The organism is Streptomyces sp. NPDC060232 (assembly GCF_042726555.1).
Taxonomy (GTDB): domain Bacteria; phylum Actinomycetota; class Actinomycetes; order Streptomycetales; family Streptomycetaceae; genus Streptomyces.
In genome coordinates this window covers 382,286-403,919 of the sequence record NZ_JBHXAG010000002.1, presented here as the reverse complement: position 1 = coordinate 403,919, position 21,634 = coordinate 382,286, and the positions used below count along the sequence as shown (strand labels likewise).

At 72.6% G+C, this 21,634-nt stretch carries 18 protein-coding genes; 5 read left to right on the top strand and 13 right to left on the bottom strand.

The genetic code is table 11. The annotated features are described in order from the left end of the window. Positions 1-23: 23 nt before the first annotated feature. The 4 genes from ACFWFZ_RS05605 to ACFWFZ_RS05590 all read right to left on the bottom strand — a co-directional run bounded on the left by ACFWFZ_RS05605 (position 24) and on the right by ACFWFZ_RS05590 (position 6,001). Positions 24-2,453, bottom strand: coding sequence for a [protein-PII] uridylyltransferase (locus ACFWFZ_RS05605; protein WP_387117031.1), 2,430 nt, complete (start codon positions 2,451-2,453; stop codon positions 24-26). Positions 2,454-2,472: 19 nt separating this feature from the next. Beyond that, entirely contained in the window at positions 2,473-2,811 is a 339-nt protein-coding gene (locus tag ACFWFZ_RS05600) for a P-II family nitrogen regulator (protein WP_030823724.1), read from the bottom strand. Beyond that, entirely contained in the window at positions 2,808-4,151 is a 1,344-nt protein-coding gene (locus tag ACFWFZ_RS05595; protein WP_387117026.1) for an ammonium transporter, read from the bottom strand. Before ACFWFZ_RS05595 ends, ACFWFZ_RS05600 begins: the two co-directional genes overlap by 4 nt. 359 nt (positions 4,152-4,510) lie before the next feature. Then, positions 4,511-6,001: a hypothetical protein gene (locus ACFWFZ_RS05590; RefSeq protein ID WP_387117023.1), complete on the bottom strand. Its 1,491-nt coding sequence runs from the start codon at positions 5,999-6,001 to the stop codon at positions 4,511-4,513. 445 nt (positions 6,002-6,446) lie between these two features. Between ACFWFZ_RS05590 and ACFWFZ_RS05585 the strand changes: the two genes are divergently transcribed. Continuing rightward, a complete protein-coding gene (locus ACFWFZ_RS05585) occupies positions 6,447-7,115 on the top strand; it encodes a bifunctional DNA primase/polymerase (RefSeq protein WP_387117341.1) in 669 nt (222 codons plus the stop codon). Between the two features lie 73 nt (positions 7,116-7,188). On the opposite strand, the gene ftsY is transcribed toward ACFWFZ_RS05585, so the two are convergent. Beyond that, positions 7,189-8,403, bottom strand: coding sequence for a signal recognition particle-docking protein FtsY (ftsY, locus tag ACFWFZ_RS05580; protein WP_387117020.1), 1,215 nt, complete (start codon positions 8,401-8,403; stop codon positions 7,189-7,191). 89 nt (positions 8,404-8,492) lie between these two features. On the opposite strand from ftsY, the gene ACFWFZ_RS05575 reads away from it, so the two are divergent. Together ACFWFZ_RS05575 and ACFWFZ_RS05570 are read left to right on the top strand one after the other, a co-directional pair. Then, a complete protein-coding gene (locus ACFWFZ_RS05575; protein WP_387117017.1) occupies positions 8,493-9,455 on the top strand; it encodes a cytosine permease in 963 nt (320 codons plus the stop codon). Positions 9,456-9,618: 163 nt separating this feature from the next. After that, positions 9,619-10,605, top strand: a complete 987-nt coding sequence (locus ACFWFZ_RS05570) for an LLM class flavin-dependent oxidoreductase (protein WP_387117014.1) — start codon at positions 9,619-9,621, stop codon at positions 10,603-10,605. A 41-nt stretch (positions 10,606-10,646) separates the two neighbouring features. Here the strand turns inward: ACFWFZ_RS05570 and ACFWFZ_RS05565 are convergent, their stop codons facing one another. The 4 genes from ACFWFZ_RS05565 to ACFWFZ_RS05550 form a co-directional block, all read right to left on the bottom strand. Then, entirely contained in the window at positions 10,647-12,080 is a 1,434-nt protein-coding gene (locus ACFWFZ_RS05565; RefSeq protein WP_387117011.1) for a sugar porter family MFS transporter, read from the bottom strand. A 183-nt stretch (positions 12,081-12,263) separates the two neighbouring features. Next, entirely contained in the window at positions 12,264-16,268 is a 4,005-nt protein-coding gene (locus ACFWFZ_RS05560) for an AAA family ATPase (protein ID WP_387117008.1), read from the bottom strand. 208 nt (positions 16,269-16,476) lie between these two features. Beyond that, the gene (locus tag ACFWFZ_RS05555) at positions 16,477-16,695 is read right to left on the bottom strand and encodes a hypothetical protein (protein WP_030032603.1); all 219 of its coding nucleotides are present in this window, start codon (positions 16,693-16,695) and stop codon (positions 16,477-16,479) included. A 348-nt stretch (positions 16,696-17,043) separates the two neighbouring features. Continuing rightward, positions 17,044-17,325 (bottom strand): acylphosphatase, encoded by a 282-nt coding sequence (locus tag ACFWFZ_RS05550; RefSeq protein ID WP_030032600.1) that lies wholly within the window; start codon positions 17,323-17,325, stop codon positions 17,044-17,046. A gap of 137 nt (positions 17,326-17,462) precedes the next feature. On the opposite strand from ACFWFZ_RS05550, the gene ACFWFZ_RS05545 reads away from it, so the two are divergent. After that, positions 17,463-18,440, top strand: a complete 978-nt coding sequence (locus ACFWFZ_RS05545) for a CAP domain-containing protein (RefSeq protein ID WP_387117005.1) — start codon at positions 17,463-17,465, stop codon at positions 18,438-18,440. Between the two features lie 54 nt (positions 18,441-18,494). On the opposite strand, the gene ACFWFZ_RS05540 is transcribed toward ACFWFZ_RS05545, so the two are convergent. Further along, on the bottom strand, positions 18,495-19,106 hold the full coding sequence (locus ACFWFZ_RS05540; protein ID WP_387117002.1) for a flavodoxin family protein: 612 nt from the start codon (positions 19,104-19,106) through the stop codon (positions 18,495-18,497). Between the two features lie 125 nt (positions 19,107-19,231). Here ACFWFZ_RS05540 and ACFWFZ_RS05535 point away from each other — a divergent pair, with 125 nt between their 5' ends. Beyond that, entirely contained in the window at positions 19,232-19,636 is a 405-nt protein-coding gene (locus ACFWFZ_RS05535; RefSeq protein ID WP_387116999.1) for a winged helix-turn-helix transcriptional regulator, read from the top strand. On the opposite strand, the gene mutM is transcribed toward ACFWFZ_RS05535, so the two are convergent. The 3 genes from mutM to rpmF all read right to left on the bottom strand — a co-directional run bounded on the left by mutM (position 19,609) and on the right by rpmF (position 21,633). Further along, positions 19,609-20,478 carry a bifunctional DNA-formamidopyrimidine glycosylase/DNA-(apurinic or apyrimidinic site) lyase gene (mutM, locus tag ACFWFZ_RS05530; RefSeq protein ID WP_030650883.1) on the bottom strand — a complete coding sequence of 290 codons (870 nt, stop codon included), beginning with the start codon at positions 20,476-20,478 and terminating at the stop codon, positions 19,609-19,611. The genes ACFWFZ_RS05535 and mutM overlap by 28 nt on opposite strands. A gap of 116 nt (positions 20,479-20,594) precedes the next feature. Beyond that, the gene (rnc, locus tag ACFWFZ_RS05525; protein ID WP_387116996.1) at positions 20,595-21,440 is read right to left on the bottom strand and encodes a ribonuclease III; all 846 of its coding nucleotides are present in this window, start codon (positions 21,438-21,440) and stop codon (positions 20,595-20,597) included. 19 nt (positions 21,441-21,459) lie between these two features. Then, entirely contained in the window at positions 21,460-21,633 is a 174-nt protein-coding gene (rpmF, locus tag ACFWFZ_RS05520; RefSeq protein ID WP_003965982.1) for a 50S ribosomal protein L32, read from the bottom strand. Position 21,634 lies beyond the last annotated feature (1 nt).

Genomic DNA, 21,634 nt, shown 5'->3' with positions numbered 1-21,634 from the left:
CCGGGCGGCGGCGTCGCACCCGGTTACGACAGGGCGGCCGCCACCGAGGCGGCGAGGGCCGCCGCGTCCGCGGGGTCCAGGGGCTTGCCCTCCGGGGTCGTCACGTACAGGGTGTCCACCGCGTTGGCGCCCAGCGTGGAGACGTGCGCGCTGCGCACACGCACCCCGCCGGTCTCCAGCGCCCGCCCGATGCGGTGCAGCAGGCCGACGGCGTCGGGCGCGCGTACCTCCAGCACCGTGGCCAGCGAGGAGACGTCCGGGACCACCGTGACCCGGGGCGGCGGCGGGACGACCCCGCGTCGGCGCGGGTAGGCCGCCTCGCGGTCCGCCAGCTTCGCCGGGACGTCGAGCGAGCCGTCCAGGGCGCGCACCAGGTCGGTGCGCAGCCGGGCGGCCTCGGGCAGCGCCCCGTACTCGGCCGCCACCCGCCACCGCAGGACCAGGACCTCTCCCAGCCGGTCCGGGAGTTCCACGGAGCGCAGGTCCGCCGCCCGTACGGTGAGCCGGTGCAGGGCCAGCACCCCGGCCGCCGCGGGGAGGACCCCCGGCTGGTCGGGCACCGCCACCACGAGCTCCACGCCGACCGCGTCCGCTTCCTCCTGGCGGGACTGGAGCGCCACGACCGGTTCGCGCGTGCGCAGCGCCTCCACCGCCAGGCGTTCCTGCTCGGCGCTCGGGATCTCCGGCTCCCGCTCGGCCGGGGCCGCGCCGCGCAGCACGGCGGCGACGCGCGTGACGAGGTCCGCGACGAGCGAGCCCCGCCAGGCGCTCCACGCGGCCGGCCCGGTGGCCAGGGCGTCCGCCTCGGTGAGGGCGTGCAGGATCTCCAGCGTGCCCACCGATCCGACGGCCTCGGCGACGGAGCGGACGGTGGCCGGGTCCTCCAGGTCGCGCCGGGTCGCGGTGTCGATCAGCAGCAGGTGGTGCCGTACGAGGGCTCCCAGTACGGCGACGTCCTGGGCGTCGAAGCCCACCCGTGCGGCGACGTCCCGTGCGATGGTCTCCCCGGCGACCGAGTGGTCGCCCGGCCAGCCCTTGCCGATGTCGTGCAGGAGTGCGGCCATCAGCAGCAGGTCGGGGCGGCCCACCCGGCGGGTGAGGGCCGCGGCGCGCACGGCCGTCTCGATCAGGTGCCGGTCGACGGTCCAGGTGTGGACGGGATTGCGCTGGGGGCGGCAGCGCACCCGCTCCCAGTCGGGCAGGAGCCGGGTGATCAGTCCTTCGGCCTCCATGGCCTCCCAGACGGCCACCGTCGGCTCACCGGCGCCCAGGAGCGTGAGCAGCTGCTCACGGGCCTCGGCCGGCCAGGGCACCGGCAGCGTCCTGCCCTGCTGCGCGAGCCGGCGTACGGCGTGCGGCGACACGGGCAGTCCCGCCTGCGCGGCGGCCGCGGCCAGCCGCAGGGCCAGTACCGCGTCGCGGTCCGGGCGGGCGGCCAGGGCCAGGACGGCCTCCCCGTCGGACTCCACCACGCCTTCGGCCAGGGGTGCCCGGGCTGCGGCGGTGGCGCCGCGGCCGCCGAGCAGTCCGCGCAGCCTGGGCCGGGCGGCGCGGGCCCGCAGCACCCGTCCGACCTCGCGCCAGGTCACGTCGCCGGCGTACGCGACCACGCGCGCGGCCTCGTAGACCTCGCGCAGCAGTGCGTCGGCGCCGAGGAGGCCGAGCCGAGCCGCGACCTGGTCCTGTTCCTGCAGGGAGAGCCGGTCGGTGGCCCGGCCGGTGACCAGGTGGAGGGCGTCGCGGGCGTCCAGGAGCCGCCGCCGGGCTTCGGCGAGGCCTTCGCGCGGGGCGTCGGCGAGCCAGGAGGCGGCGACCGCCCGCAGCGCGGTGGCGTCCCGGAGCCCGCCGCGGGCCTCCTTGAGGTCGGGTTCGAGCAGGAAGCGGAGCTCCCCGGCCCGCTCGGCCCGCTCGCGGCAGAGGGAGTGCAGCTCCGGGAGTCGTTTCGGCGCCTGGTTGCGCCAGTCGGCCAGTACGGAGGTCCGCAGGCCCGTGAGGAGTCCGGCGTCGCCGGCGACCGTCCGGGCGTCCAGCAGGCCCAGGTGCACCTTGAGGTCCTCGGCGGCGGTCCTGCGGGCTTCGGCGGGGGTGCGTACCGAGTGGTCGAGGGCGACGCCGAGGTCCCACACCGGGTACCAGAGGCGGTCGGCGAGTGCGCCGAGCGCCTGGGGATCGGCCTTGCCGTCGTGCAGCAGCAGGAGGTCGAGGTCGCTGCGCGGGGAGAGTTCGGCCCTGCCGTAGCCGCCCACGGCCACGAGGGTGGCGCCGCGGACGCCGGTCTCGCGTGCGGCGGTGGCGAAGAGGGCGTTCAGCCATGCGTCGGTCAGTCCGGCCAGGGCGGAACGCCGCGAGGGCCCGGACCGCGACTCCTCCTGGAGGAGTCGCAGCCGGGCCGCGGCGTATCCGCTGGGTCCCGAGTCGGCCGTGTGGTCCGTGGTGTCTTCCGTGCTCGTCACCCAGCAGCTCCCGTCAGCCTCAGAGCGCGTCGGCGCCGCGCTCGCCGGTGCGGACCCGGACGACCGAGTCCACGGGGACGCTCCACACCTTGCCGTCGCCGATCTTTCCGGTGGCCGCCGCGCTGACGACGACCCGGATGAGCTCCTCGGCGTCGGAGTCCTCGACCAGCACCTCGATGCGGATCTTTGGGACGAGGTCGACCTGGTACTCGGCGCCCCGGTAGACCTCGGTGTGGCCGCGCTGGCGGCCGTAGCCGCTGGCCTCGCTGACCGTGAGGCCCTGCACTCCGAAGGCCTGGAGGGCTTCCTTGATCTCGTCCAGCTTGTGCGGCTTGACGATCGCGGTGATCAGCTTCATGCGTCAACCTTCTTGCTCGCGGCGGAGGGGAGGGGGGAGGCGGTGCTCCGCGCGGCGGCTCCGCCACCGGCGCCGCTGAAGTCGTATGCGGTCTCGGCGTGTTCGCTCTGGTCGATGCCGGCGACCTCGACGTCTTCGGCGACGCGCATCCCGATCGTCTTGTCGAGGAGGAAGGCGAGCACCGCGGATGCCACCAGAGAGTAGGCGAGGACGGAGAAGACTCCGATGGCCTGCTTGCCGAGCTGCTCCAGGCCGCCGCCGTAGAAGAGGCCGGCCGCGTCGGACTGGACCCCGCCGGTGGCGAAGAGGCCGACGAGCAGGGAGCCGGCGATGCCGCCGACGAGGTGGACGCCGACGACGTCGAGGGAGTCGTCGTAGCCGAACTTGTACTTCAGGCCCACCGCCATGGCGCACAGCACACCGGCGATGGCGCCGACGGCGATCGCACCGAGCGGGCTGACCGAGCCGCCGGCGGGGGTGATGGCGACGAGGCCGGCTACCGCGCCGGAGGCGGCGCCGAGGGTGGTGAAGGAGCCGTGGCGCAGCTTCTCGTAGGCGAGCCAGGCCAGCATGGCGGCGGCGGTGGCGACCTGGGTGTTGACGAACATGACCGCGCCGACGCCGTCGTCGTTGCCGAGCCAGGAGCCCGCGTTGAATCCGAACCAGCCGAACCAGAGGAGACCGGCGCCCAGCATCACGAGGGGCAGGCTGTGCGGGCGCATCGGGTCCTTCTTGAAGCCGACGCGCTTGCCGATGACGAGGATCACGCCGAGGGCGGCGGCGCCGGCGTTGATGTGGACGGCGGTGCCGCCGGCGAAGTCGATGACGCCCATCTCGAAGAGCCAGCCGCCGGCGCCCCAGACCCAGTGGGCGACGGGGAAGTAGACGACGGTGACCCACAGCGCGGTGAAGAGGACCCAGGCGCTGAACTTCACGCGGTCGGCGAGGGCGCCGCTGATCAGGGCCGGGGTGATGACGGCGAACATCAGCTGGAAGACGGCGAAGACGTAGACCGGGATGGTGTAGCCGTCCCAGAGCTCGGTGATGCCGATGCCGCTGAGGCCCACGTAGTCGGAGTTCCAGCCGATGAGGGAACCGGAATCGGTGCCGAAGGCGAGGCTGAAGCCGTAGAGGACCCAGAGGATCGTGACGATCCCGAGGCTGATGAAGCTCATCATCAGCATGTTGAGGCTGCTCTTGACTCGGACCATGCCTCCGTAGAAGAAGGCGAGTCCCGGGGTCATCAGCATGACCAGGGCGGAGCAGATGAGCATGAACCCGGTGTTCGCGGCAGACAGCGTCGGGGCGTCTGCAGCGAGGGTCGTGATGGCTGATGCCATCGGCGTCTCCTCGTCGTCGGTACGTTCGCGTGCGGGCGATCGTGAAAACCTGAGCGGCGGCAGAAGGAACTGGCCGGTTATTGGCCATGAGATTCGCGCAGGCCGGTTTCCGGCGGCGCCGCCCGATGTTTCGCGCCCGTGACGAAGACGTCCGTGCTGTTACACGGCGATGAACACCGCGACCGTCGATTGAGCGACCACGACGGCGGGCAACCGCCTCCGCGAGAGCGGCGGCGGCTCAGCCGCACAAGGGTGCAGCCGGCCGCGGCAGCACCCGGACGTCCTGGCTGGGGGAGCCTGATCGGGCTTCTCGGGGTGACTGCCGCGGCCGGGGCCTGGGGGACGGCCTGGCGGGGCCGTCAGACGGCCTCCGCGGCTTCGGGGAGCCGGGAGGCGAGGTGGTCGGTGAGCCGGACCACCTCGGCGACGTCGCCATACTCGCGGGCGGCGCTGTCGACGGTCTTGCGCAGGCGGGTGTTCACCCGCTCGGAGCGCACCTTTCCCGCCACGTCGAGGGCCCGGTCGACGAGGGTGGCGGCCTGCTCGGGCTCGCGCTGGAGCAGGTGCACGGTGGCCATGCCGATGAGGTTGAGGGCGTAGGAGCGCTGGTGCTCCTGGTCCTTCTCGAAGAGTTCGACGGCCCGCTCCATGACGGGTTCGGCGAGGGAGGCGTACATGGGGCTGCGCCCGGCGACGTAGGCCAGGTCCCGGTAGGAGTGGGAGTTCTCGCCGTTCAGCTCGGCCTCGGAGAAGAAGCGGATCCAGTCCGGCTCCGGCTCGTCGGCGAAGCCGACGTCGGAGAAGGTGTCCTCGGCCATCCGCACGGCCCGCTTGCAGCGGCTGGGCTGGCCCATGTTCGCGTAGGCGCGGGCCTCCATCGCATACAGCATGGCCTGGGTGCGCGGGCCGGCGCAGTCTCGGCTGCCGTACTGCGCGAGGTGGACGAGTTCCAGGGCGTCCTCGGGCCGGCCGAGGTGGATCATCTGGCGGCTCATGCCGGAGAGGATGTACGAGCCGAGCGGCTTGTCCCCGGCCTCCTTGGCGGCGTGCAGCGCGAGTACGAAGTACTTCTGCGCTGTGGGGTGCAAGCCGATGTCGTAGCTCATCCAGCCGGCCAGTTCGGCCAGTTCCGCGGCGACCTTGAAGAGGCGCTTCATGACGGGGGCGGGGTGGTTCTCCTGGAGCAGGTCGGTGACCTCGTGGAGCTGGCCGACGACGGCCTTGCGGCGCAGGCCGCCCCCGCACTGGGCGTCCCACTGGCGGAACATCACGGTGGTGGCGTCGAGGAGGTCGAGTTCCGGTTCGGAGAGACGGGGCGGGCGGTGGCCGCCCAGGGCCCCCGTCGGCCCCGCCCCGCGCGGTCCCGGGTCGGCGGCCGGGGCCGGGACGAGCCAGCGCTGCATGGGCTCGATGAGGGCGGGGCCGGCGGAGAGGGCGAGCGAGGTCCCGAGGAAGCCGCGGCGGGCCAGCATCAGGTCGCTGCGGGAGAACTCGCCGAGGAGTTCGACGGTCTGCGGGCCGGCCCAGGGCAGGTCGACCCCGGAGACGGAGGGGGTCTGGTGGGCGGTGCGCAGGCCGAGCTGTTCGATGGCGACGACGGAGCCGAAACGCTCGGAGAACAGCTCGGACAGGATCCGCGGAACGGGCTCGCGGGGCTGTTCGCCGTCCAGCCAGCGGCGCACCCGGGAGGTGTCGGTGCTGATGTGGTGGGCGCCCATCTGCCGGGCCCTGCGGTTGACCTGCCGGGCGAGCTCGCCCTTCGACCATCCGCTGCGGACGAACCACGAGGTCAGCTGGTCGTTGCGCGCAGCAGCACCCTCGATCGTTCCGCTTGGCCCGTTGCCGCTCACTGGAACGCCCCCATCCGCTCAGCCTCTTCCCTACGAAACCCTGGCCGGTACGCCGAGCGTCACACGGACCTTCACAGGTCCTTCACGCATTGCCTCCGGCATACCCACGCACGGGCCCGCCCCGGGGTTCGCGTACCGAAAGTAATCCTACGATCACCCGTGCGGCGAGGTCGTTTCCAGAAACGCCACCATTCGCCACCCCTTCGAATGAACTCGCCACCGGCCAGGCGCGATTCACTTGACACCAAGGTGAAACGGACCGGTTGCACGGGAGTGCGCTCAGGGCGCGCGCGGCGAGGAGTGCGCCGGGCAGCAGCGGCGGGCGCTCCCTGGCGGCCCCGGGCGGACCGCCGTACGGCCCCGGCGGCGGGCTCCGCCGACGTCCTCACCACGGCGTCGTAACCACCGGCGCGTCCGACCCGTTGGAGGGGGCATGGGCATGGGCATGGGCTTCACGATCGGCGGCAGCCGCGGTACCAGGGAGTTCCGTTCCGGCGCCCGGCGCCGCGGCCGGACCTCGGAGTGCACGGCGGTGGCGGAGTACACCGGGCTGTGGGGCTGGGACGTGGTCCCCGGGGCCCGCGCCGCGGCCCCTTCGCAGGACTGCTCCTGCGGGGACGCCCGGTGCGCCTCGCCGGGAGCGCACCCCCTGGCCTTCGCCCCGACGGTCCCGGCCGGCGCCACCCTGGACGAGGTCACCGAGGCCTGGGGCGGCTGTCCCGGCGCCGCGGTCCTGCTCCCGGTGGGCCGCGCCTTCGACGTCATCGAGGTCTCCGAGGAGGCCGGGCGGCGCGCGCTGGTGCGACTGGAGCGGATGGGCCTGCCGCTCGGCCCGGTCATCGTCACCGCGGACGGCCGGGCGCAGTTCTTCGTGGCTCCCGGCGCGGCGGCGGAGCTGCCGCAGCTGCTGTACCGGATGGGCTGGGACGACGCCGACCTGGACCTGCGCGCCCTGGGCCCGGGGGCCTTCGTGACCGCCCCGTCCTCGGACCGGGCCGGTCTCGGCCAGGCCGGCTGGCTGCGGCCGCCCACGCTCGACTCCGCCGGGGGCCCGCCGCAGGCCCGGCTGCTGCTGGGCACTCTGGCGTACATCTGCCACCGCTTCCGCCGCTGAGCGGCGAAAAACACCGGTGCCCCCGCGCTTTCCGTCCGGAAGGCGGGGGCACCGGTGTGTGCGCCGGTCCTGCTCAGTCGCCGATCAGGGCGTCCACGAACGCCTCGGGCTCGAACGGGGCCAGGTCGTCGGCGCCCTCGCCGAGACCGATGAGCTTGACCGGGACGCCCAGCTCACGCTGGACGGCGACGACGATGCCGCCCTTGGCCGTGCCGTCGAGCTTGGTCAGCACGATGCCGGTGATGTCCACGACCTCGGCGAAGACGCGCGCCTGGGTCAGGCCGTTCTGCCCGGTGGTGGCGTCCAGGACCAGCAGGATCTCGTCCAGCGGGCCGTGCTTCTCGACGACGCGCTTGACCTTGCCGAGCTCGTCCATGAGGCCGGTCTTGGTGTGCAGGCGGCCGGCGGTGTCGATGAGCACGACGTCGGCGCCCTCGGCGATGCCCTCCTTGACCGCGTCGTAGGCGATCGAGGCCGGGTCCCCGCCCTCGGGGCCGCGCACGGTACGGGCGCCGACGCGCTCGCCCCAGGTCTGCAGCTGGTCGGCGGCGGCGGCGCGGAAGGTGTCGGCCGCGCCGAGCACCACGCTGCGGCCGTCGGCGACGAGCACCCGCGCCAGCTTGCCGGTGGTGGTGGTCTTGCCGGTGCCGTTGACGCCGACGACCATGATCACGCCGGGGGTGTCCTCGCCGCTCTCCGTCTTCACGGCGCGGTCGAAGTCGGTGCCGACCAGGGTCAGCAGCTCCTCCTTGAGCAGGGCGCGCAGGTCCGCCGGGGTGCGGGTGCCGAGGACCTTGACCCGCTCGCGGAGGCGCTCGACGAGCTCCTGTGTGGGCACGACGCCGACGTCGGCGACAAGGAGGGTCTCCTCGATCTCCTCCCAGGTGTCCTCGTCGAGGTGCTCGCGCGAGAGCAGCGTCAGCAGCCCCTTGCCGAGGGAGTTCTGCGACCGGGCGAGGCGGGCGCGCAGCCGCACCAGGCGGCCGGCGGTGGGCTCGGGCACCTCGATCTCGGGCGCGGCCGGGACCTCGGGCAGGGCGACCACGGGCGCCGCGGCGGGAGCCTCGGCCTCCGGGAGCCCGACCTCCTCGATCGTGCGGCGCGGCTCTTCCGCCGTCTCTACGGCGTCCTCCCCCACCTGCGGTTCGGCAGGCGGGGCAGTGATGGTCGGCGTGCTCGGCGGTGCCGGGGGCGGCAGCTGCTTCTTCTTGCGGCTGCTGACCACGAGCCCGCTGATCACACCGACCGCGACCAGGGCGATGACTACAGCAAGGATGAGGATGTCCATAACCCCACCAGTATCGGTTACGGGCACCTCGCAGCCGGGAACCCGGGCGTGCGGACCGGGACGTAAACGCGGTCAGCGGCGCCTACGCCGTGCTGACCGTGCTCGACCTGCTCTTCGGGGTCGAGAGCAGCATCCCCCTGATCGTGGTCACCCTGCTGTTCTTCGTGGGCTGCACCTTCGTGGTCTCGGGGCTGGGGATCAGCGCCCTGCGGGTGTGCTCGACGTGGTCGACGTACCTCTTCGGCGCCTTCAGCGTGCTCGTCCTCGGCTACCTGGTCTTCACCACGGACTGGTCGGCCGTCTTCGGCAAGCCGGCCGGTTTCCACCGCGATGATGGTCGCGGGCATCGGCACCATCGCGGCCGGCGGCATCAGCTGGGTGCCCTCGGGCCCGACTTCACCCGCTACCTGCCGCGCACCGCCTCCTCCAAGGGCATGGTCGGAGCGACGATCGGCGGCGCCGGCATCGTCGTGCTCCCGATGGTCCTGATGGGCGCGGTCATGGCCGTCGGCACCCCGGACCTGGCCACCGCCCAGGATCCGGTCTCCTTCATCGGCGAGCTCCTGCCCCCCTGGATCGCGGTTCCGTACCTGCTGATCGCGCTCGTCGGCATGCTGCTGATCAACTCGATGTCCATGTACTCGGCCGGCTTCACCGCGCAGACCCTCGGCATCAAGGTCCAGCGCGCCTGGGCGGTCAGCGTCAACGCGGCCATCAGCCTGGTCTTCGGCTTCCTGCTGATGGTGGTCGCGACCAGCTTCTTCGGTTCCTTCATCTCCTTCCTGACCCTGCTGGCCGTGGCGTTCTCGGCGTGGATCGGCGTCTTCGGTGTGGACATGCTGCGCCGCAGGTCCTACGACGGGCCCGCGCTGCTGGACACCACGCGGACCAGCGCCTACTGGTACCGGGGCGGCTTCGCCTGGCAGGCCATGACTGCGTGGGCGCTCGCCCTGGTGGTGGGCCTGCTCTTCACCTCGGTGGACTGGTTCAGCGGGCCCTCGCCACCACCTGGATCGGGCGGAACGGCCTCGGCTGGGTGGCCGGCATCGTGACCTCCGGCGTGCTGTACGCCGTCCTGCCGCGCACCGCGCCCGCCGGTCCCGCGCCGGCGCAGGAACGCGAGCCCGAGCCCGCCGGATCCCTGTCCAACTGACGCCACGTCAGCTAGCGTCCCCCTTCGCCAGCCCACCCCATCCGGCGAAGGGGGCCTTCTCCATGCCCGTCACCGTGGCCCGGTTCAATCTCGTCGACCCCGGCGGCACCCCCGAATCCCTCTCCGCCCGCTACAAGGCGGCGCTGGAGATGGCCCGCTACGCCGACGACCGCGGGATCGACACCGTCCAGACCGAGGAGCACCACGGCACGGACAACAACTGGCTGCCGTCCCCCTTCGCCTTCGCGGGCGCGGTCTTCGGCGCGACCCGCCGGATCGCCGTCACCGTCTCGGCGATCATCGGTCCGCTGTACGACCCGCTGAAGGTCGCCGAGGACATCGCCGTCCTCGACCTGCTGAGCGGCGGACGCCTGGTCACCGTCGCCGGGATCGGCTACCGGCCCGAGGAGTACGGGCAGCACGGCGTGGAGTGGGGCCGGCGCGGCCGGCTCCAGGACGAGCTGCTGGAGACCCTGCTGAAGGCGTGGACCGGCGACCCCTTCGAGTTCCGCGGGCGGACGGTACGAGTCACCCCGACCCCCTTCACCCGGCCGCACCCGCTGCTGCTGGTGGGCGGCAGCTCGGAGGCGGCCGCGCGGCGCGCCGCCCGGCTCGGGCTGCCCTTCTTCCCCAGCGCGCACCTGCCGGAGCTGGAGGCGTACTACACGGCACGGCTGGCGGAGTACGGCACGGAGGGCTTCTGCATGATGCCGGCGGCGCAGACCCCGCTGCTGCACATCGCGGAGGACCCGGACCGGGTGTGGGCCGAGTACGGGGAGCACTTCCTGCACGAGGCGGGGACGTACGCGTCGTGGCAGTCCAAGGACATCCGCAGCGCCGTGCGGTCGGCGGCGCGCTCGGTGGCGGAGCTGCGCGCGGAGGGCGTCTACCGGGTGCTGACCCCGGACGAGGCGGTCGCCCACGGCCGGGGCACGGGCGAGGCGGGGAACCTGGTGCTGCACCCGCTGTGCGGCGGGATGCCGCTGGACGAGGGCTGGCGCAGCCTGCACCTGCTGTGCGAACAGGTACTGCCCCGGCTCAAGGGCTGAGCCGGGGCAGTACCGAGGAGAAGGGGTGGTGGCGGGGATGGTTACCCCATCTCCTCCAGCGCCTTGCCCTTGGTCTCCGGCACCCACTTGAGGACGAACGGGATCGAGAGCAGTGCGAAGACGGTGTAGATCACGTAAGCACCGGACAGGCTCCAGTCCGACAGGGACGGGAACGAGACGGTGATGACCCAGTTGGCGATCCACTGGGCCGAGGCGGCGACGCCGAGCGCCGCGGCGCGGATGCGGTTGGGGAACATCTCGCCGAGCAGCACCCAGACCACCACGCCCCAGGACAGGGCGAAGAAGAGCACGAAGGAGTGCGCGGCGACCAGGGCCACCGCGGCCTGGGCGTCGGGGAGGGTGATGTCGTCGCCGGTGCCGGTCGTGAAGGAGAACCCCCACGCGCACAGGCCGAGGGAGAGGGCCATGCCCGCCGAGCCGATGAGGGCGAGCGGCTTGCGGCCGATCCGGTCGACGAAGATCATCGCGATCACGGTGCCGACGATGTTGATGATCGACGTGGTGAAGGAGTAGAGGAACGAGCTGCTCGGGTCGATGCCGACGGACTGCCACAGCGAGGAGCTGTAGTAGAAGATCACGTTGATGCCGACGAGCTGCTGGAAGAGCGAGAGGCCGATGCCGACCCATACGATGGGCAGGAAGCCGAAGCGGCCGCCGAGCAGGTCCTTGAAGGTGGACCTGGTCTCGGAGTGCATCGCGTGCTCGATCTCACGGACGCGCCCGTCCACGTCTACCTTCGAGCCCTCGACCTCGGCCAGCACCTTCTTGGCCTCGTCGGTGCGGCCGACGGAGACCAGGAAGCGCGGGGACTCCGGGATGACGAAGGACAGCATGCCGTAGAGCACGGCCGGGACGACCATGACGCCCAGCATCCACTGCCAGGCCTCCAGGCCGCCGATCTCGCCGCGCTGGTCGCCGTCGGCGAGGTTGAGGATGCCCCAGTTGACGAGCTGGGAGACGGCGATGCCGATGACGATGGCGGCCTGCTGGAAGGAGGCGAGCCGGCCGCGGTAGGCGGGCGGGGAGACCTCGGCGATGTAGGCCGGGCCGATGACGGAGGCCATGCCAATGCCGAAGCCGCCGATCACGCGCCACATGGCGAGGTCCCAGAGGGCGAAGGGGAGGGCCGAACCGATGGCGCTGGCGGTGAAGAGGACGGCCGCGATCTGCATGCAGCGGATTCGGCCGATCCGGTCGGCGAGCCGGCCCGCGGTGGCGGCGCCGATGGCGCAGCCGATCAGCGCTGCGGCGATCACCTGGGCGAGCGCCTCCGAGCCGACGTCGAAGCGCTCGCGGATCGCCACGACGGCGCCGTTGATCACGGAGCTGTCGTACCCGAAGAGGAAGCCGCCCATGGCAGCGGCCGCCGTGATGAAGATGACGTGGCCGAGGTGCTCGGGCTTGGGCGAGGCTCCGCCGCCGGGCGCCGAGGCCCGCGAGGTGCTGCTGGTCAAGGTGTGCTCCGTGGGGGTTTCGTCCGTCTTCACAGTGGCGCACAGTTCAAGATCGGGCACCACTGGAAGCCGGGAGACAGCGGAGCGAGCCTATGCGTTCAGTTTCTGAAGTCAAGACCTGGAGCTAAGTTCGCATAGCGCAGACAGTGACACCCTTGAATTCACTTCTTGAATTTATGCGGCTCAGCGGAGACGTTGGCTGATGACCTTCGATACCCCGTCGCCCTGCATGGAAACGCCATAGAGGGCGTCCGCGACCTCCATGGTCCGCTTCTGGTGCGTGATCACGATCAGCTGCGAGCTCTCCTGGAGCTCCTCCATGATCCGGATCAGCCGCTGCAGGTTGGTGTCGTCGAGCGCGGCCTCGACCTCGTCCATCACGTAGAACGGGCTGGGGCGTGCCTTGAAGATGGACACCAGCATGGCCACGGCGGTCAGCGAGCGCTCGCCGCCGGACAGCAGCGACAGCCGCTTGACCTTCTTGCCCGGCGGGCGGGCCTCCACGTCGACGCCCGTGGTCAGCATGTTGTCCGGGTCGGTCAGGATCAGCCGGCCCTCGCCGCCGGGGAACAGGCGTGAGAAGACGCCCTCGAACTCCCGGGCCGTGTCCCGGTACGCCTCGGTGAACACCTGCTCGACCCGCTCATCGACCTCCTTCACCACTTGAAGGAGGTCGGCCCGGGTCTTGCGGAGATCCTCCAGTTGCTCACTGAGGAACTTGTGTCGCTCTTCGAGGGCCGCGAACTCCTCCAGGGCGAGCGGATTGACCTTGCCGAGCTGCTGGTAGGCCCGTTCGGCCGCCTTGAACCGCTTTTCCTGCTGCGCGCGTACGAAGGGTCCGGGCCGGTTGCGCGGGTGTTCGGGGTCCTGCGGCAGCTCCTCGCCGTCGGCCGGCGGGGACGGCGGCACCGGCTGGTCCGGGCCGTACTCGGCGACGAGCGCGCGGGGCTCCATGCCGAACTCCTCCAGCGCCTTGGCCTGCAGGGCCTCGATGCGCAGCCGCTGTTCGGCGCCGAGCACCTCGCCGCGGTGGACGGAGTCGGTGAGCTTGTCGAGCTCCCCCTTCAGGTCGCGGCCGCTGTTGCGCGCGTCGGCGAGCTCGCGCTCGCGCAGGCCCTTGGCCCGCTCGGCCAGGACGCGCTCCTCGTCGGCCCGCAGGAGGGAGACCTCCACGTGCGCGAGGAGCTGGCGGGACCCGTCGGCCACCGCGCGGGCCACGTCCGCCTCGTGGCGCCGACGCGCCCGGCGGCGTTCGGCGCGAGCCCGGGCCTCGCGTTCCGCCCGAGCTGCCCGGTCGAGGGAATCCGCTCGCCCGGCCAACCCCTTGACCCGCTCCTCGTGGGTGCGCAGCTGGAGCCGGGCCTCCATCTCGGTCTGACGGGCATTGGCCCCGTCGGCCGCGAGCCGGTCGCGACGGGAGCTGTCCGGCTCCTCCTCCACCGGCACTTCCTCGGCGACGGCGAGCCGCTCCGCGCACTCCTCGACCTCGGCCAGCGCCTGCTCCAGGGCGTCCTGGGCCTTGGCCGCGGCGGCGGCGGCGCGCTCGGCCTCGCCGGCGGCCCCCTTCGCCTGCCCCGCCAGTCGGCCGAGCTGCTGGGCGACCCCCGCCCGGGCCTGCTCCGCGGCGCGCCGCCGCTCGGCGAGTTCCTCCACGAGCGCGGCCGCGTCCTGCCGTCGGGCCTGTGCGCTCCCCTGCGCCTCGGCGAGTTCCTCGCAGCGCGAACCCAGCCGGGTCAGCTCCGCCGCGGCCTCGTCGACGGCGGCCTGCACCTCGATCAGGCTGGGCGCCCCGGCGGATCCGCCGTGCGCGAGGTGTGCGCCGAGGACGTCGCCCTCGACGGTCACGGCCACCGCGTCGGGGCGCCGCGCGACGAGCGCCTCGGCCTCGTCGAGGGTGCCGACGACGACATGGTCGCGCAGCACCCACGCCAGTGCCGCCAGCACCGTGTCGTCCCCGGCGACCAGCGTGGCCACGGGTACGGCCGGACCCGCCCCGCCGGCGGCCCGCCCCCGCCCGGACCCGGGACCCTGCACCACCGGCGGGCCACCGTCGCCGCAGGGCCCTGCGGCGGGCCCCGCACCCTGCCCGGGCAGGACAGCCGGGCCGCCGGCCTGCGCGCCCCCGCCCGGAAGACCACCCTGCCGGGCGGGGCCGGGCGCGGGTCCCGCGCCCTGGCCCGGCAGGACCAGCGGACCGCCGTCCGCTCCCGGCACAGCCGCCCACGCGACCCGTACGCCCGGGCCCGGCCGGACCGCATCCGCCGCAGCGGCGCCGGGCCCCGCATCCTGACCCGGCCGCGGGGGTCCCTCCGCGTGCCCGTGCCCGGCCCGGCCCTCGACGCGGGCCTGCGGCGCAGCCGCCGACACGGGCCCCGAGCTCCGGCCCGGCTGAGCCTGGTCGGCTCCGGGCCCGGAGTCCTGACCCGGCACGCAGGCCGCGGCGCCCGCATCCCGAGCCTCGTCGGGGAGGACAGGCGGCGGGGTGATCAGGAGGGTGGCCCGGCCCGCGTCCGCTTCGCGCAGGTGGCGGATGGCTCCGGCCGCCGCCGACGGGGAGGCCACCGCCAGCGCGTCCGCCGCCGAGCCCAGTGCGGCGGCCACGGCGGCTTCGTACCCGGGGGCCACCGACAGTCGTTCCGCCGCCGGTCCGAGCACACCGGCCAGCCGTTCACGGGCCGCGAGCAGCACCCCCGTACCGTCCTTGCGGCGCAGGCCCAGGGCCAGTGCGTCCCGGCGGGCGGACACCGCCGCCCGTGCGCGCTCCGCCGCCGCCAGTGCCTCCCGCGCGGCGCCGAGGCCGGCTTCAGCCTCCTTCAGCTCCGCCCGAGCGGCCTCGTGGTGCGTCTGCGCCGACGGGTCGTCGAGCCCGCCGACCTCCTCCGCCAGCGCCTCGTACTCGACCTGCGCGGCCTCGGCCCGGGTCCGCGCCTCGTCCCGCGCCAGGGCGAGCCGGTCGATCTCCGCCTGGGCCGCACCGGCGCGGGAGCGGGCCGCGCCGAGCCGCCCCGTCAGCCGGGCCAGGCCCTCGCGCCGGTCGGCGATGGCCCGCGCGGCGTCCCGCAGCCGCCGCTCCTCCTCGGCCAGTTCCCGCTCCAACTCCGCGCGGTGCCCGGTGGTGTCCTCCAGGGCCCGGGAGGCTGCCTCCAGGGCGGCTGTCAGCTCCGCCTCCTGCTCGCGGATCCGCTCGGCCTCCCGCTCCATGTCCTCGGGGTCGCGGCCCCTGCGCTCCTCCTCGACGGGGGCCGTCGCGCTCTTGACCCTCGCCTCCGCCAGGGACGCGGTGCCCCGTACCCGCTCGGCGAGCTGCGACAGCTCGTACCAGGTCTGCTGCGCCCGCTGGAGCCGCGGCGCGAGTTCCCGCACCGCCTCCTCCAGCTCGGCCTCGCGCCGCAGAGCGCCGGCGAGCTGGGCCTCGGCGGCCTCCTTGCGTTCCTTCAGGGCGGCCTCGTCGGCGATCTCCGCGTCGAGTGCGCGCCGCAGCGCGACCAGGTCGTCGGCGAGCAGGCGCAGCCGCGCGTCGCGCAGGTCGGCCTGGATCACGGCCGCCCGCCGGGCGACCGCGGCCTGCCGGCCCAGGGGCTTGAGCTGTCGGCGCAGTTCGTCGCCGAGGTCCTGCACGCGGGCGAGGTTGGCCTGCATCGCGTCGAGCTTCCGCAGCGCTTTCTCCTTGCGCTTGCGGTGCTTCAGTACGCCGGCCGCCTCCTCGATGAAGGCGCGGCGGCCCATGGGGTCCGCGTGCAGGACGGAGTCCAGCTGGCCCTGCCCGACGATGACGTGCATCTCGCGGCCGATGCCGGAGTCGGAGAGCAGTTCCTGGATGTCGAGCAGCCGGCAGGTGTCACCGTTGATCTGGTATTCGCTGCTGCCGCCGCGGAACATGATCCGGGTGATGGTGACTTCGGCGTAGTCGATGGGCAGCGCGCCGTCGGAGTTGTCGATCGTCAGGGAGACCTCGGCGCGCCCCAGCGGCGGGCGTCCGGTGGTCCCGGCGAAGATGACGTCCTCCATCTTCCCGCCGCGCAGGGACTTGGCTCCCTGTTCGCCCATGACCCAGGACAGCGCGTCGACGACATTGGACTTGCCCGAGCCGTTCGGACCCACGACGCAGGTGATGCCGGGTTCGAAGCGCAGGGTGGTGGCGGAGGCGAAGGACTTGAAGCCACGCAGGGTCAGGGACTTGAGGTGCACGCCGCCGGACTCTACCTTTCACGTTCGGTTTCACCCATGAAGGTGCAGGGCACGATCGACGTCAAAGGCATCAGGCCCCCCACCCGGCCCTGTGGTCCCCGGTGCGGAGTCCAAAGAAAGATCCAAAGAAAGTCCAAAGAAAGAAGGGACGCCGGAGCGTCCCTTGCAGATCATGCGGGGCTGGATTCGAGCGACGAGTGAGCGCGGATCAGGTGAGCGCAGGCTCCGCCTGGGGTACGTCGATGTCGATGCTGTCCAGCAGCGAGTCTCCGTCGTGCTGAGCGGCGGCCGCGTTCAGCGCGTCATTTTCGGACTGAATCCGTACGAGCTCGGACTCAAGGTCCTGGACGCGCTGCTGAAGCCGTCGCATCTCGGCGAGGAGTCGCGGGTCGGAACCGCCGACGTAACCGAGAAGCGCCTTTGCCATGATGGATGGTCCTCCACACTGAGTGACCGACCGAAGCGGTGTGGGTCGTGAGGGAATCGCACCCGCGGATGTCCGGCAGCGACTGTCAGTCACTGCGCTTACTACTGCCAGCACTGCCAAACAGCTCAGGTGCGCGGGGCTTCCAGCGTCTCACCAAAAAGTTTGACGGTCAACACGATCACGCCCCGTATCGGCGGGCACCCCGGCCCCCGCGAGGGGCGTGGAGATCATCCTCATCTCCGAGCCTTCCACGGATCGCCCGCCGCGGCAACGCCTCGGCCACGAATGCCCAGTTCCGACCGGGTCCGGGCGATCAGAGATGTGATGAGTCCACGATCAGTCGATCGCTCAGCGCATCCCGAAACCCTCGTAGCCACCGCGCGGTGTCCCCCAGATCTCTGTCACTCCGTCCACCCTGCCGGGCGTGTCGGCGGACCGCAGCCAGTCGAGCAGCCGGTGGCAATTCTCACGTTGACCTTCGGCGACCACCTGAACTCGCCCGTCGTCGAGGTTGAGCGCGAAGCCGACCACCCCGCCGATCTCCAAGGCGTTCTCCCTGGTGAACCAGCGGAAGCCCACTCCCTGCACACGACCGCGCACCCAGGCGGTCAGACGGACGTCTTCGTTCATGCGTGAACGCTAACCGGGCGGCCACTTTCCGGTCACATCGCCCCCAGGGCCCCATGGCGTACAGTCGCGCACCGATGAACTCACCCATTTGGGTGGGTTAGGGATGATCTTGATCCGGCCAGGAAGGCACGACACCGATGGGACGTCACCGGCTCCCCGCCCCGCCGCGCCGCGGCGGCCCGCACGGCACCGCCCTGCGCACCGGCCTGCTCGGGGTCTCGGTGGCCGTCGCCCTCGGCACCGCGGCCGTCACCACCGGCACGGTGCCGGTCAGCGGCTCGTTCCCCTATGTGGGCGTCAGCGCCACGGAGACCACCGCCGCCAAGGCCGGGGCCAAGGCCACGCCCGACGCCGGCGATTCCGTACTCCAGAGGCAGGGCGGCCTCGCAAGCCTGTCCGGCCGCGGCTCCGCGACGACCGGTACGCCGAGCGCCTCCGCGACCGCGCCGGCCTCGCCCACCCCGTCGGTCACGCCGACCCCGTCGGCCTCGCCCACCCCGTCGAGCTCGCCTTCCCCGTCGGCTTCGCCGACCCCCTCCGCGCCGCCCGCCCCGCCGAAGGCGGCGCCGAGCACCGCGCTCCGGACCCCGGCCGCTCCCGCCCCCTCCACCGAGGCGCCGGCGAAGACCAGGGCCCCGGCCCCCACCACGTCCGCCCCTGCCGCACCCTCACCCACCACCGCGGCCCCCACCACCGCGGCCCCCACCGCCTCCGCGACCCGGCCGAGCCTGGACGGCCACTCCGCGCAGGAGGCGGCCGTGGTCACCCTGGTGAACCAGGAGCGCGCCCAGGCGGGCTGTGGCCCGGTCCGCGCCAACCCGCCGCTGGCCGCACTGGCCGGCGCCTTCAGCAAGGACATGGCCACCCGCGGCTTCTTCGGCCATGACGACCCCGAGGGCAACACCCCGTGGGACCGCGCCGCCAAGGCCGGCCTCTCGGGCCTCGGCGGCGAGAACATCGCCCGCGGCCAGGGCGACGCCGCCTCCGTGATGAAGGCCTGGATGGACAGCCCCGGCCACAAGGCGAACATACTCAACTGCGAGTTCCGCACCCTGGGCGTCGGCGCCCACTTCGCCGCCGGCGGCCCCTGGTGGACGCAGGACTTCGGCTTCTGACACCACCGCCCCCTGCGGGTCGCCGCCGCGCGGCGGCCGGAGGGGGCCAGACGGTCAGACCGCCGCGGCCGCCAGGGCTGCGCGGCCCGCGACGACGACACGGGTGTGCTCGGCGACGCGGCGGCCCAGGTGCTCCGCCGTCGCGATGTCGGCCTTGTGGACCGCGTCCGCGCCCTCGTCGGAGTTGGACTGGGCGGCTGCGCCGGAGAAGAAGCCCAGGCGGTTGAGGTCGTTCTCGGAGGCCGTGCTGGAGTTCCAGCCGGGCTTCAGGCCCAGGTTGACCCAGTTCATTCCGTGCTGCGCGGCCAGGATCTGGAAGAACTGCAGCGTGTGCAGCTTGTCGCCGCTCTTGGAGGCGGAGTTGGTGAAGCCGGCCGCGACCTTGTCCTGCCAGGCGTCGCCGAACCAGCGCTTCGAGGAGGCCTCGGCGAAGACGTGGAAGGCGCCCGAAGCGGTGCCCATGTACGTCGGGGAGCCGAAGACGATCGCGTCGGAGGCGTCGAGCAGCTCCCACTGGGCGTCGTCGATCTCGTCGACCTTGATCAGGTGGACGGTCGCCCCGGCGTCCACGGCGCCGCTGCGGACCGCCTCGGCGACGACGGCGGTGTGGCCGTAGCCGGAGTGGTAGGCGATCGAGACGACGGGGGTGTGCGTGATACCGGACAAGGCTGATCTCTCCCTCGGGAAGGCTCCCGTCGCAGCACGGAGCGTGGTGCGACGGGAAAAGAGAATCACTAACTTTTCGAAAGCGCAAGCTCCGAGTTAGCGCTGCCCGGGAGTACGCTTGTTCTATGGAGACCCCTGCCTGTACCGATGCCAGCGAGCCCGAGCAGCCGTTCGACGTCTTCGCGCGCGCCTGCCCGTCCCGCGAGACGCTGGAGCACGTCACCGGCCGCTGGGGCAGCCTCACCGTGGGTGCCCTGCGCGAGGGGCCGTGCCGGTTCAACGAGCTGCGCCGCCGGGTGGAGGGCGTGAGCGAGAAGATGCTCTCCCAGACCCTGCACGCGCTGGAGCGCGACGGCATCGTCAACCGTGAGGCGCAGCCGACCAACCCGCCGCGCGTCGACTACGAACTGACCCCTCTCGGCATCGAGGTCGCGGACCGCCTCCTCGCGCTGATCCATCACCTGGAGGGGAACATGTCGGCGGTGCTGAGCGCCCGGGAGGCCTACGACGGCACGCGCGGCGGCCGCTGACAGCGCGGGCAGAAGTAGCTCGACCTGTTCATCCACGGCCGGCGCCGCATGGGCGTGCCGCAGCGCCGGCAGGGCTCGTCCTCGCGCCCGTAGGCGTCGAGCGAACGGTCGAAGTACCCCGACTCCCCGTTCACGTTGACGTACAGGCTGTCGAAGCTCGTGCCGCCCACGGCGAGGGCCGCGTTCATCACGTCCCGGACATGGCCGAGGAGTTCCGCACTCCGGGGGCGCGTGAGGTTGCCGGTGGGGCGCTCGTAGTGCAGCTTGGCGCGCCACAGCGCCTCGTCGGCGTAGATGTTGCCGACCCCGCTGATCAGGGACTGGTCGAGCAGCGCCCGCTTGACGGTGGTCCGCTTGGCGCGCAGGGCGAGGTGGTAGGCCGCCTCGTCGAACAGCGGGTCCAGGGGGTCGCGCGCGATGTGCGCGATGACGTCGGGCAGCGCTTCGGCGCTGTCGGCGACCGTCTCGTGGAGCGAGAGGCCGCCGAAGGTCCGCTGGTCCACGAAGCGCAGCTCCGTCCCGGCGTCGTCCCCGAAGCGCACCCGGATGCGCAGGTGCTTCTCGTCGGGGGCGTCCTCAGGCTGCACGAGCAGCTGTCCGCTCATGCCCAGGTGCCCCAGTACCGACAGGTCCCGCCCCGCCAGGGGCAGCCACAGGTACTTCCCGCGCCGCTGCGGCACCCCGAGGGTCTCCCCCCGCAGCCGTGCCGCGAAGTCGGCCCCGCCGCCCGGATGGCGCCTCACCGCACGCGGGTGCAGGACCTCGACGGCCTCGACGGTCCGTCCGGCGACCCAGCGCTCCAGCCCCCGCCGTACGACTTCGACTTCGGGCAGCTCGGGCACGGGGTACCTCCGTCGGGTGCGGAACTGGGCGCTGCCGCGAGCGTACCGGCCGCCCGGAAACGGCATCGCCCGCCCCTGCGGTGCAGGGGCGGGCGAAGGGTCAACCGAAGGAAAGGTCAGGCGTCCGGCGCCGGATCGGCGGGCGTCGGCACCCCGCCGTCCACGGCCTCGGCCGAAGCCGGGACCTCTGCCGGAGCGGCGGCCGCTGCTGCCGCCGCCGCGATCCGCTCGTCCGCCGCGGCGCGGATCCCGCGCCATGCGGACTCCGCGGCCTGCTGTTCCGCTTCCTTCTTGCTGCGGCCGGTGCCGGTGCCGTACGAGACACCACCGACGCGGGCGGCAGCGGTGAAGGTCTTCTCGTGGTCCGGACCGGTCTCGGTGACCAGGTACTCCGGTACGCCAAGACCTTCGGCCGCCGTGAGCTCCTGGAGACTGGTCTTCCAGTCCAGGCCGGCCCCGAGATTCGAGGACTTCTCGATGAGCGGGTCGAAGAGCCGGTGGACCAGCTCCGAGGCCGCGTCGAGGCCCTGGTCGAGGTAGACCGCGCCGATGACCGCTTCAAGGGTGTCGGCGAGGATGGAGGCCTTGTCCCGGCCGCCCGTGCCCTCTTCACCCCGGCCGAGCCGGATGAAGGAGCCCAGGTCGAGGCCGCGCCCGACCTCCGCCAGTGCGCGCGAGTTGACCACCGCGGCCCGAAGCTTGGCCAGCTGGCCTTCGGGGAGGTCCGGGTGGGTCGTGTACAGCGTGTCCGTGACCACCAGGCCCAGCACGGAGTCCCCGAGGAACTCCAGGCGTTCGTTGGTGGGCAGACCGCCGTTCTCGTACGCGTACGAGCGGTGGGTCAGCGCACGCACCAGAAGGGCGGACTCGAGTCGGTACCCGAGCCGCCCTTCCAGAAGCGTGTGGGACGAGGCCGCGTTGTTACTGTCTGCCTGCTTCTCAGCGTTGGACAGCTCAGACATTGCGCCTCTCACCAGCCGCTCAGACCTCGAGGACCTGGCGCTTGTTGTAGGTGCCGCAGCTCGGGCACGCGATGTGCTGGAGCTTCGGCTCCTGGCAACGCTCACACGAAACCAGGGTGGGGACCGCAGCCTTCCACTGCGACCGGCGGTGGCGCGTGTTGCTGCGCGACATCTTCCGCTTCGGAACAGCCACG

Coding starts and splice junctions, on each gene's coding strand:
- ACFWFZ_RS05600 (WP_030823724.1), bottom strand. CDS start 2,811: ATGAAGCTGATCACCGCGATCGTCAAGCCGCACAAGCTGGACGAGATC.
- ACFWFZ_RS05595 (WP_387117026.1), bottom strand. CDS start 4,151: ATGGCATCAGCCATCACGACCCTCGCTGCAGACGCCCCGACGCTGTCT.
- ACFWFZ_RS05585 (WP_387117341.1), top strand. CDS start 6,447: ATGGGCTTCACGATCGGCGGCAGCCGCGGTACCAGGGAGTTCCGTTCC.
- ftsY (WP_387117020.1), bottom strand. CDS start 8,403: ATGGACATCCTCATCCTTGCTGTAGTCATCGCCCTGGTCGCGGTCGGT.
- ACFWFZ_RS05570 (WP_387117014.1), top strand. CDS start 9,619: ATGCCCGTCACCGTGGCCCGGTTCAATCTCGTCGACCCCGGCGGCACC.
- ACFWFZ_RS05555 (WP_030032603.1), bottom strand. CDS start 16,695: ATGGCAAAGGCGCTTCTCGGTTACGTCGGCGGTTCCGACCCGCGACTC.
- ACFWFZ_RS05550 (WP_030032600.1), bottom strand. CDS start 17,325: ATGAACGAAGACGTCCGTCTGACCGCCTGGGTGCGCGGTCGTGTGCAG.
- ACFWFZ_RS05545 (WP_387117005.1), top strand. CDS start 17,463: ATGGGACGTCACCGGCTCCCCGCCCCGCCGCGCCGCGGCGGCCCGCAC.
- ACFWFZ_RS05535 (WP_387116999.1), top strand. CDS start 19,232: ATGGAGACCCCTGCCTGTACCGATGCCAGCGAGCCCGAGCAGCCGTTC.
- rnc (WP_387116996.1), bottom strand. CDS start 21,440: ATGTCTGAGCTGTCCAACGCTGAGAAGCAGGCAGACAGTAACAACGCG.